Source organism: Pseudoalteromonas sp. APC 3495, from assembly GCF_030407645.1.
GTDB classification, from domain to species: domain Bacteria; phylum Pseudomonadota; class Gammaproteobacteria; order Enterobacterales; family Alteromonadaceae; genus Pseudoalteromonas; species Pseudoalteromonas tetraodonis.
The window spans coordinates 32,948-43,864 of the sequence record NZ_JASDDA010000034.1 but is presented as its reverse complement, the minus strand read 5'-3'; the positions used below and the strand labels follow the sequence as shown (position 1 = coordinate 43,864).

General features: G+C 38.2%; 7 protein-coding genes. 3 read left to right on the top strand and 4 right to left on the bottom strand.

The window, feature by feature from the left end:
* The first annotated feature begins 159 nt into the window (after positions 1-159).
* Positions 160-1,509 (top strand): class II 3-deoxy-7-phosphoheptulonate synthase, encoded by a 1,350-nt coding sequence (locus QL984_RS13580; protein WP_171046547.1) that lies wholly within the window; start codon positions 160-162, stop codon positions 1,507-1,509.
* Between the two features lie 90 nt (positions 1,510-1,599).
* Here the strand turns inward: QL984_RS13580 and QL984_RS13575 are convergent, their stop codons facing one another.
* Positions 1,600-2,409 carry a pyruvate, water dikinase regulatory protein gene (locus QL984_RS13575; RefSeq protein WP_008464475.1) on the bottom strand — a complete coding sequence of 270 codons (810 nt, stop codon included), beginning with the start codon at positions 2,407-2,409 and terminating at the stop codon, positions 1,600-1,602.
* 154 nt (positions 2,410-2,563) lie between these two features.
* Between QL984_RS13575 and ppsA the strand changes: the two genes are divergently transcribed.
* A complete protein-coding gene (gene ppsA, locus QL984_RS13570) occupies positions 2,564-4,939 on the top strand; it encodes a phosphoenolpyruvate synthase (protein WP_016898933.1) in 2,376 nt (791 codons plus the stop codon).
* A 47-nt stretch (positions 4,940-4,986) separates the two neighbouring features.
* Here the strand turns inward: ppsA and QL984_RS13565 are convergent, their stop codons facing one another.
* Positions 4,987-5,205: a PGPGW domain-containing protein gene (locus tag QL984_RS13565; protein WP_024602473.1), complete on the bottom strand. Its 219-nt coding sequence runs from the start codon at positions 5,203-5,205 to the stop codon at positions 4,987-4,989.
* 144 nt (positions 5,206-5,349) lie between these two features.
* Here QL984_RS13565 and QL984_RS13560 point away from each other — a divergent pair, with 144 nt between their 5' ends.
* Complete coding sequence (locus tag QL984_RS13560; protein WP_128583463.1) at positions 5,350-8,397, top strand: FAD-binding and (Fe-S)-binding domain-containing protein; 3,048 nt, start codon at positions 5,350-5,352, stop codon at positions 8,395-8,397.
* 73 nt (positions 8,398-8,470) lie between these two features.
* Here the strand turns inward: QL984_RS13560 and QL984_RS13555 are convergent, their stop codons facing one another.
* Complete coding sequence (locus QL984_RS13555) at positions 8,471-9,670, bottom strand: cation:proton antiporter (protein ID WP_024602475.1); 1,200 nt, start codon at positions 9,668-9,670, stop codon at positions 8,471-8,473.
* Entirely contained in the window at positions 9,670-10,881 is a 1,212-nt protein-coding gene (locus tag QL984_RS13550; protein ID WP_024602476.1) for a tyrosine-type recombinase/integrase, read from the bottom strand. Before QL984_RS13550 ends, QL984_RS13555 begins: the two co-directional genes overlap by 1 nt.
* Positions 10,882-10,917: the final 36 nt, after the last annotated feature.

Below are 10,917 nucleotides of genomic sequence, written 5' to 3'. Positions count from 1 at the left end.
ATAAACTTGCTCATCGAAAGTAACTCAAAATAGGCTCTTAAATCTTATTAAAATTTAACTAATAACTAAATAATTGGTAAATAGTGTATTTAGTCCTTGAACAAAGCACACTGCATACGTTAATTTCATTACATCAGGTAATAGGAATGAGGAATGAACATGCAATCGTGGAACCCAAATAGCTGGAGAGAACTGCCAATACTGCAGCAACCACAGTACCCAGATCAAGACGTATTAAAGTCGGTAGAAAGCCAGTTGAAAAGTGCACCGCCTTTAGTATTTGCCGAAGAAACAAGAAGTTTATTTAAACAACTTGAAGACGTATGCGAAGGCCGTGCCTTTTTACTTCAAGGTGGAGATTGTGCAGAATCGTTTAGCGACTTTAATGCCGCTAATATTCGCGATACATTTAAAACCATCTTACAAATGGCTGTAGTATTAACCTATGGTGGAAAGTGCCCGGTTGTTAAAATTGCACGTATGGCAGGTCAATACGCTAAGCCACGTTCAGCCGACTTAGAAACAATAGACGGCGTTTCGTTGCCATCTTACCGTGGTGATATAGTAAATAACTTTGAGTTTACTGAAGAAGCACGTATTCCAGACCCTCAACGTTTAATGACTGCATATCATCACAGTGCGGCAACGCTAAATTTGCTACGCGCTTTTGCACAAGGTGGACTTGCCGACTTACATCAAGTTAACCGTTGGAACATGGGCTTTGTTGCTGCTAATCCACAAAAAGCAAAATACCAACAACTTGCAGACAAAATTCAAGACGCGTTAGAATTTATGGAAGTGTGTGGTATTAATTCAACTATAGCGCCAAGCTTAAAAGAAACTGATTTATACACGTCACACGAAGCGTTATTACTAGGCTACGAAGAAGCATTAACACGTAGAGACCATTTATCAGGTGACTGGTACGATTGTTCAGCACACTTTGTTTGGATTGGTGAACGTACTCGCCAGCTAGACCATGCCCATATTGAATTTTTTAAAGGTATTAAAAACCCAATTGGCGTTAAAATTGGACCAGGTATGGATCCAGACGAGCTTATCCGTTTAATCGATGCGCTTAACCCGGATAATATCCCAGGCCGATTAACACTTATCACGCGCATGGGTGCGGATGTATTACCAGAGAAGTTACCTGCGCTGGTGCGTAAAGTACAGCAAGAAGGTCGCAAAGTAATTTGGAGCTCAGATCCAATGCATGGCAATACTGAAAAAGCCAGCTCAGGTTACAAAACGCGTAGCTTTGATAATATCATGCGCGAAATTAGCCAATTCTTTGCTGTTCATAAAGCAGAGGGTTCTTACGCAGGCGGTGTTCATTTAGAAATGACCGGCCAACATGTAACAGAGTGTACTGGCGGTGCATACGGTTTATCTGACGATGACCTTGCTCAGCGCTACAAAACACAATGTGACCCACGCTTAAATGCTGATCAAGTATTAGAGCTTGGATTTTTAGTAGCTGATTTACTAAAAGATGCGCGTAAATAATACCCGCTCATAAATACCAAAAGCCGCTTTTATTTAGCGGCTTTTTTGTGTATTAACTGTGATTACGCGCTTAAATCACACATTAGTTTGTTAATACTTACGACGCTCAAGGCCTGTATCAGAAATGATTTTTGCTGAAATTTCTTCAACTGAATGGTGAGTTGAATTTAAATGTGCAATTTTATGTTTTTTATACAGCATTTCAACTTCGCGCACTTCAATACGACACTGCCTGATTGATGCGTATTTTGAATTTGCCATGCGCCTGTCTCTTATTGCAGCCAAACGCTCTGGATCAATAGTTAAGCCAAACAGTTTATGCTTATAAGGCACTAAGCATTTTGGTAAACCTTCGCTTTCTAAGTCGTCTTCGGTGATCGGGTAATTGGCTGCTTTAATGCCATACTGCAAAGCTAAATAAAGACTGGTGGGTGTTTTACCACTTCGACTAACGCCAACTAAAATAATATCAGCCTCCGCAAAGTTTTTAATGTTGCCACCATCATCATTCATCAACGCGTAATTAACGGCATCAATTCTAAAATCATAACTTTTTTCATGAATAGAGTGTGTTCTGTGTACTTTTGGTACTGGCGCTACATTTAATTCTTTTTCAATTTTTTCACTATAGGTACTTAAAAAATCGTATGAAACTGCATCCGCTGAGCGAATAATCTCAGACAGCTTATGATTCACAAAAGTAAAAAACACCAAAGGCTTTTCACCTTGCTTAGATGACGTGGCGTTAATAAGCGCTTTTATTTCATGTGCTTTTTCTTCAGTTTCTACAAAAGGGATTGTTTTATGATTAAATTCGACAGGGAATAAAGATAAAGTCGCATGACCAAACACTTCAGATGTGATTGCTGTGCCATCTGAAATATAAAACGCAGTTCTCATAAAGCCTCTTTTTTATTACATTTAATTTTAAAATCAGTGTATCACGGTTTACGTGGGGACGTTTGCCAGTGTAGAATGGTGGCGACCTTTATAAAAGGTTTTCTTTCTTAACTCTCACAGTTACTACTACAATTTGTTTTTTGGAGAAAGATCCGTGCAAGAATACGTTCTCTGGTATCAAGAGCTTGGTATGCAAGATGTTCCTCGAGTTGGCGGTAAAAATGCCTCACTTGGTGAAATGATTTCAAACTTAGCTAACGCAGGTGTGCAAGTCCCAGGTGGTTTTGCTACTACCTCAGACGCTTTTAACGAGTTTCTAGAACAATCAGGACTCAACGCAAAAATTCATGACATTTTAGATACACTCGATGTTGATGATGTAAACACACTCGCCAAAGTCGGCGCCGATATCCGCCAGTGGATTATCGATACCCCATTCCAACCTAGTCTAGACAAAGCAATCCGCGACGCATACAGCCAGCTACATGGCGACACAACTGCAGATGTTTCATTCGCTGTTCGTTCATCAGCAACCGCTGAAGATATGCCAGATGCCTCTTTTGCAGGCCAACAAGAAACGTTTTTAAACGTTGTTGGTATTGATTCTGTAATGACAGCCATCAAACACGTTTTCGCTTCGTTATTTAACGACCGTGCAATTTCTTATCGTGTTCACCAAGGCTACGATCACCGTGGTGTTGCCTTATCAGCAGGTATTCAACGCATGGTTCGCTCAGATAAATCAGCATCAGGCGTTATGTTTAGTATTGATACTGAATCTGGTTTTGAAGATGTTGTATTTATTACATCAAGCTATGGTTTGGGTGAAATGGTTGTACAGGGTGCTGTAAACCCTGATGAATTTTATGTTCATAAACCAACGCTGCTTAAAAACAAGCCATCAGTAGTTCGTCGTAATATTGGCTCTAAAGCCATTCAAATGATTTACTCACAAGACAAAGCTCACGGCAAACAAGTAGAAATTGTTGACGTAGATCCAGCGCTTTCAAACAAATTCTCGATTACAGATGAAGAAGTGCAAAACCTTGCCAAACAAGCTGTAATCATTGAAAAACATTACGGTCGTCCAATGGACATCGAATGGGCAAAAGATGGTAACGATGGCAAACTATATATAGTTCAGGCGCGTCCAGAAACAGTTCGTTCAAACGAAGACACTAACGTAATGGAACGCTTCCAACTGAATGGCAGCAGCAATGTTGTTGTTGAAGGCCGTGCAATTGGTCATAAAATTGGTAGTGGTGTTGTGCGTGTACTTGATTCAATCAAAGAGATGGACCAAGTACAAGTAGGTGACATTTTAGTTACCGATATGACCGACCCAGATTGGGAACCTATCATGAAGCGTGCGGCTGCGATTGTTACAAATCGTGGTGGCCGTACTTGTCATGCTGCGATTATTGCACGTGAGTTAGGTATTCCAGCCGTTGTTGGTTGTGGTAATGCAACAGACTTAATTAAAGCAGGTCAAGAAGTTACTGTATCATGTGCCGAAGGCGATACAGGTTTCATCTACGAAGGTATTTTAGACTTTGAAGTGTTAACTTCACGCGTAGACGAAATGCCTGAACTGCCAATGAAAGTAATGATGAACGTAGGTAACCCAGATCGCGCATTCGATTTTGCTCGTTTACCACATTCAGGTGTTGGCCTTGCGCGCGTTGAATTTATCATCAACCGTATGATTGGTGTTCATCCTAAAGCGTTATTAAATTTTGATGCACAAACTGATGCATTAAAAGCAGAAATTACTGACATGATTGCCGGTTACGAATCACCTGTTGAATTCTATATTGGCAAACTTGTTGAAGGTATTTCTACCCTAGGTTGTGCGTTTGCTCCAGAGCGTGTAATTGTGCGTATGTCTGATTTTAAATCAAACGAATACGCAAACTTAGTGGGCGGCCAGCAATACGAGCCAGAAGAAGAAAACCCAATGATTGGTTTCCGTGGTGCTGCGCGTTATATTTCTGAAGATTTCCGTGATTGTTTTGCCCTTGAGTGTGAAGCAATAAAACGCGTTAGAAATACTATGGATATGACTAACATTGAAATCATGATCCCATTCGTACGTACCCTTGAAGAAGGTAAACGCGTTATTGAATTACTTGAAGAGCATGGCCTTAAACGTGGCGAAAATGGTCTTAAAGTAATTATGATGTGTGAACTTCCGTCAAATGCATTAATGGCTGAAGAATTTTTAGAATACTTCGATGGTTTCTCTATCGGCTCTAACGATTTAACTCAGTTAACGCTTGGTCTTGACCGTGATTCAGGTTTAATTGCGCACTTATTTGATGAGCGCGACCCTGCAATCAAAAAGCTTCTTTCTATGGCTATTAAAACAGCAAAAGAAAAAGGTAAGTACGTAGGTATTTGTGGTCAAGGTCCTTCAGATCATGAAGATTTTGCTGCATGGTTAGTAGAGCAAGGCATTGATTCTGTCTCGCTTAACCCAGATACAGTACTAGAAACATGGTTATATTTAGCTGATAAACTCGCTAAATAAATTACCTTGTTAAAAAAATGCCAGCATCTGCTGGCATTTTTTATGGCTTAAAATGTGTGTTTTGCTAATTTTTTATCTAAATAGGCACATAAACGAGTAAGCGCTTTTTGACACCAAGCTAAATAACCTCTCGCTTTTGGGTAATACATAGAAAAGCACAGTAAACCTGCAATAAAAAATATTAACGAAGGCCCAGGTACTACGGCAAATAGTAGTCCTAATAAAATAAACAGTGTCCCGCTGATCTGTATAAGTAGTTTTTTCATATAAACCTCATAGTAGGCGTTTAATTTGATTATAATTAGAGCTGCTCATATTACGATTAAAAGAGTGTTACAAACTGTAAAATCTTCAATTTCTATTAGCCATCACCATGATATAATTACACAAATGCATTAAAAAGCGCCGCCATGATAGCAACGATTACACAACAAGATGCCGCGACCGAATTGGTTGCAAATTACTTAAATACCATACAAAATCAAGGATTTACTGGAGATACAGACGCCAGTTATGCAACGAGGCTGACTGCATCAACCGATAACAGTATTTACCAGCAGCTTCCACAAGGTGTTATTTTTCCAAAAAACGAAAAAGACATTCAAATTGCCTTACAAACTGCATCTCATGACCCGTTTTTGTCGTTAACTTTTGGTCCTCGCGGTGGCGGCACAGGCACTAACGGACAGTCTTTAACCCCAGGTATTGTGGTTGATTTATCACGTTACATGCGTGAAATCCTCGAAATAAATGTAGAAGAAGGTTGGGTACGAGTTCAAACGGGCGTGATAAAAGATCAACTTAACGACTTTTTAAAACCGTATGGATTTTTCTTTTCACCCGATTTATCTACCAGTAACCGCGCCACCATTGGCGGCATGATCAGTACAGATGCATCTGGCCAAGGTTCATTAGTTTATGGCAAAACCAGCGACCATGTTTTAGGGCTAACCACGTATTTAGTCGACGGCACAGCAATGTCTACCAGCCCAATAGACATAGAAAAAGCAAAAATAATTGCCGATCAAGACACATTAATTGGGCAAATATACAAAACAGTTTTAGATATTTCAATTAGTGAACGCGACGCTATATTAGCCAAATTCCCACGATTAAATCGCTTCTTAACTGGGTATGACCTAGAGCATGTACTAAGTGAAGACTTACAAACTTTTGATATGAGTCGACTAATTACAGGCTCTGAAGGCTCATTAGGTATAGTTACTGAGGCGAAATTAAATCTAACACCCATTGCTGAATTTAAAACACTCATAAATATAAAATATGACAGTTTTGATTCTGCACTTCGCCATTCACCATTTTTGGTTGATGCCCGTGCTACCTCGGTTGAAACCGTTGACAGCAAAGTATTAAATCTCGCGCGCGAAGACATTATTTGGCATTCAGTATCGGACTTAATAACCGATGTACCAAATAAAGATATGCAAGGACTCAACATGGTTGAGTTTAATGCTGTATCACCACAAGATATAAAAGACAAAGTAGACACTTTATGTAAATTATTAGATGAGTGTGTTGAAAACCAAACTAATGGGGTTATTGGCTATCAGTTAACAAGCGATAAAAGCGATATACTAAAAATTTATGCAATGCGTAAAAAATCAGTGGGTTTATTAGGTAATGTAAAAGGAAGCCAAAAGCCCCTCGCGTTTGCAGAGGATACTGCCGTACCGCCTGAAAATTTAGCCGATTACATTGTCGAATTTAGAGCGCTACTTGATAGTCATAATTTACAATATGGTATGTTTGGCCATGTTGATGCCGGTGTATTACATGTTAGACCTGCACTGGATATGTGCGACCCAGAACAAGAAAAATTACTCCGTACAATTTCAGATGAGGTAGTAAAACTCACCGCTAAATACGGTGGATTAATGTGGGGCGAGCATGGCAAAGGATACCGAAGTGAATACGGCCCTGAATTTTTTGGTGAGCATTTATTTACTCAATTACGAAAAATAAAGTCAGCTTTTGATCCTAATAATAAAATAAACCCCGGTAAAATATGTACGCCAATTGAAAGTAAAGACTCACTAGTTAGTGTTGATGGGCAGAAACGTTCTTACTTCGATAAGCAAATTTCTATTGATGTTAAAACCAGTTTTAACAATGCAATGACCTGTAATGGTAACGGCTTGTGTTTTAATTATGATGAAAACTCGCCAATGTGCCCATCTTATAAAGTGACCGGCGATCGCCGTAATTCACCTAAAGGTCGCGCGGGTTTAATGCGTGAATGGTTACGACTTCAAGAGTCAAAAGATGTTAATTTGCTTGAAGTAGAGAAAGAGCTAAACAAAGGTGAAGTGATCACTTGGTGGGAGCGTTTTGTTCATAGCCGTGAAAAAAATAAAGGCGTTTACGATTTTTCTCACGAAGTAAAAGCATCAATGGACGAGTGTTTAGCATGTAAAGCGTGTACTACCGCTTGCCCAATAAAGGTAGATGTACCAACTTTTCGAGCTCGTTTTTTAAATTATTACCATAGTTATTATGCGCGCCCACTTAAAGATTATTTAGTGGGTAATATCGAAAATAGCGCACCGTTAATGTCAAAATTTGCTCGGATTATTAACCCAATTGTAAAAACATCATTGGTTAGTAGCATCATTAAAAAAACGGTCGGTTATGTTGATACCCCGCAGCTAAGTATTCCAGCACTCGGTAAACGTATAAACAAAGCGCAAAAATTTGATTTAAATTTACTTAAAAAATTAAGCGCCGATGAGCAAAATGAGTATGTACTTATTGTTCAAGACCCATTTACCAGCTTTTACGAAGCCGAATTGGTTGAGAGCTTTATTACACTGATCACACAGCTTGGAAAAAAACCCATGTTGTTACCATTTAAACCCAATGGTAAGCCTCAACATGTGAAAGGTTTTTTACATGAGTTTAAAGTGACAGCTAAAAATGCTGCAGAATTTCTAAATCAACTTAACGAGATCAATGCGCCATTAGTAGGTTTAGATGCGTCTTTAGTGATGTGTTATCGCGATGAATATAATACAATTTTAGAAAATAACCGTGGTGATTTTCATGTGCTACTTGCCCATGAATGGCTAGAAACACAATCGTTTAAACAGTTAACGGCTAAACAAAATTTAAATACTGAATTTACGTTATTGAGCCACTGCACTGAAACAACCGCTTTACCAAAAGCGGCAAGTGTTTGGAAAACTATTTTTGATGAACTTGGTTTGACATTAAATACTACAAATACGGGTTGTTGTGGAATGGCAGGTACGTATGGCCACGAAGCACAAAACCAAGATAACTCTCGATCGCTTTACGAAATGAGTTGGAAACCTATTGTTGATAAAAATAAACCTGAGCAACTTTTATCAACGGGATTCTCATGTCGCAGCCAAGTTAAACGTTATGAAAAGTTTAAACCCAAGCATCCGATAGAGTTACTGGCAAATGTACTTAGTTAATAATTTAATTAATTAAGCTGAAAATAAAAAGGCGTAACTTATTATTAAGTACGCCTTTTTATTTTGCTTATATTTATTTAGTTTTTTTAGCAAAACTATCTGCTATAGGTTTTGTACTAATACCGTGAATAAACACACTAAATAAAATTGTTGTCATGGCAATGGTCGCAATTTGAAATTTGTTTTCTATTTGTGTGTCTATTACCATTAAGGTAAAAACAATTGAGGCCAATCCTCTTGGCCCAAACCAAGCAAATGTAAAACGCTCTTTAATTGTTAGTGCTGTAAATTGCAATGACAGCATAACCGGTATTATTCTGATCAGTGTTGTACTGAGTAAAGCGTAAATTACTATTTCAGTATTTAATTTCGGGATCACTAAATAAGCACAAACAAAACCGAATAAACACCAAATCATTAAAGAGGAAAAGTCAGCTATATGCTCTGAGTCTTCAATCAGCTCTTTGTTTATTTTAGTACTCGCGTATTTATCAAATAAAAGCCCCGCTACAAATACGGCAATAAATCCACTGCCATGAAAATATTGCGTAAGTGAAAATACAGTCATAGCAAAACCCAATAGTAAAAAAGGACTCGTGTTTTGGGCAAAGTAATGGCGCTTCATTGCAAAATTTAAACACGGAATAAAAATAGCGGTACTTGTAAAGGCTATTAATAAGGCTAAACCAAGTTCTCTGCCAAACACACTTAACGTTTGCGTTGCTGTAATTGCAGATTCAGGATTTTTTGCCAGTAATATAAATATTAAAAAAATAGGAACACATAAACCATCATTCAAACCACTTTCGGTATTTATTCCTTCACGAATTTTTTCAGGTACCTGCGCACTTGCCAATAACCCTTTACTCAACGCCGCATCGGTAGGCGTTAATATTATTGCAAGTAACGCCGCTTGAATAACAGATAAATCGGCAAACAAAAATAACCCAACGGCAATCCCAAGTAATAACGTTAAGGGGAGGGCGATAAATAACAGTAAACTCGGATACTGAAAGCTATGTCTTAAAACACTTAATTTTGACTTAGCCGCATCAGAAAATAAAAATATACTGAGTGTCAATTCTATAAAGGGCAGTAAAAAATCTATGCCGGTTTTTATTCTGCTACTTTCGTTAGGTAAAAGTGTGGCAAGCAATATCCCACCAATTACAAAAAACATTGGCCCCGTTACTTCGGTTTTTTCTAGTTGGCGAAATGTTAAGGAATAAACTAAAAATAAAACGCCAATAAATGAGATCACTAAGTATTCCATTAAATTTTCCTTTTAATTCCAGATTTAGCCCGCTCTTTTATATTTGTTTGAATATAAATTTGATCGGTTGTAGCAATTTTTGCATGGCCTAAGTCTTCAGATAAATGTTTTAAAGGGCGAGTTTGTGCGTCATGCGTTGCCCCCGTATGGCGTAACCAATGCGCAGTGGCCGCTTCTAATTGTTCCGCGTCATCTTTAAATCCATCATCAAGTAAAGATTGTTGCGCAATATCGAAACTTTGTTGTACCAATCTGCGAATTTGTCTTACGGTCATTCCACCCTGACCACGAATTTTATGAACTAGCGGGTCTGACTCATCAACGCGGGGCAGAGCAGGCAAGCCTCGATACAAGCGATAACGTTTTAAATACTCAAGAAAATCATCACTTAATGTTACATCGCGTAATTTATTTCCTTTGCCCATTATTCGTAAAAACCAAAAACCATCATTATCTTGCCAAAAATGAGACATAACAGGTGACCATTGTGGTCGCTCTGATAATTCTGAAATACGAAGGTAGAGTCCTTTTAAACAGGCGAGGGTAAATAAGTTTCTTTCATACTCTGGTTTTTTTTCGCATATATCTCGGGTAACGCCAAATACATATTCCCATTGAATATCACTTAATGTATCGGGGATTTGTATTTGCGATTGCACAACCAAGTAGGGACTATTTTTTTTAACAACAGGTACAAAGTTAGCAAAGGTTTTTTCTTCTAAAATAGCGAATTTATAAAATACATTGAGGGCAGTAAACATGGCCGATAATGTTTGCTGACTCGCAATAGATTCTTTTAACATGAAAGGGCGCCAATTTTGATTTAACCGACGAATTCCTTGCTCATCTTTATAACGCCATTGAACAGATGTAGATGCCCATTTTTTATCCGGTTCAACCATAAAATCAACATAGGCTTCAATATCTTCACGCTTAAGTTCAAATACAGATTTTTCAGCTATAAGCCATGACCATAAATAAAAACGTTCCAACTCATTACGAAAACGACTATAGGTTGCCTCAGATTTTCGGCCATAAACATATAAAAACTGGTATAAAAAATTAAGATCAGCCTTTGATTCAGTTACAGTCAAGCTGACTTGCTGTATAAAAGAGGCTAGTTCTGGATATTCTGATGAGAGTGTATTATCTTCAAGATGAGCTATTTGATAACGTAATTGTTTTAATGTATCGACCAGAGCAACAAGCATAATAGTAAAATATATAAGAAAATAATAGACTTATAG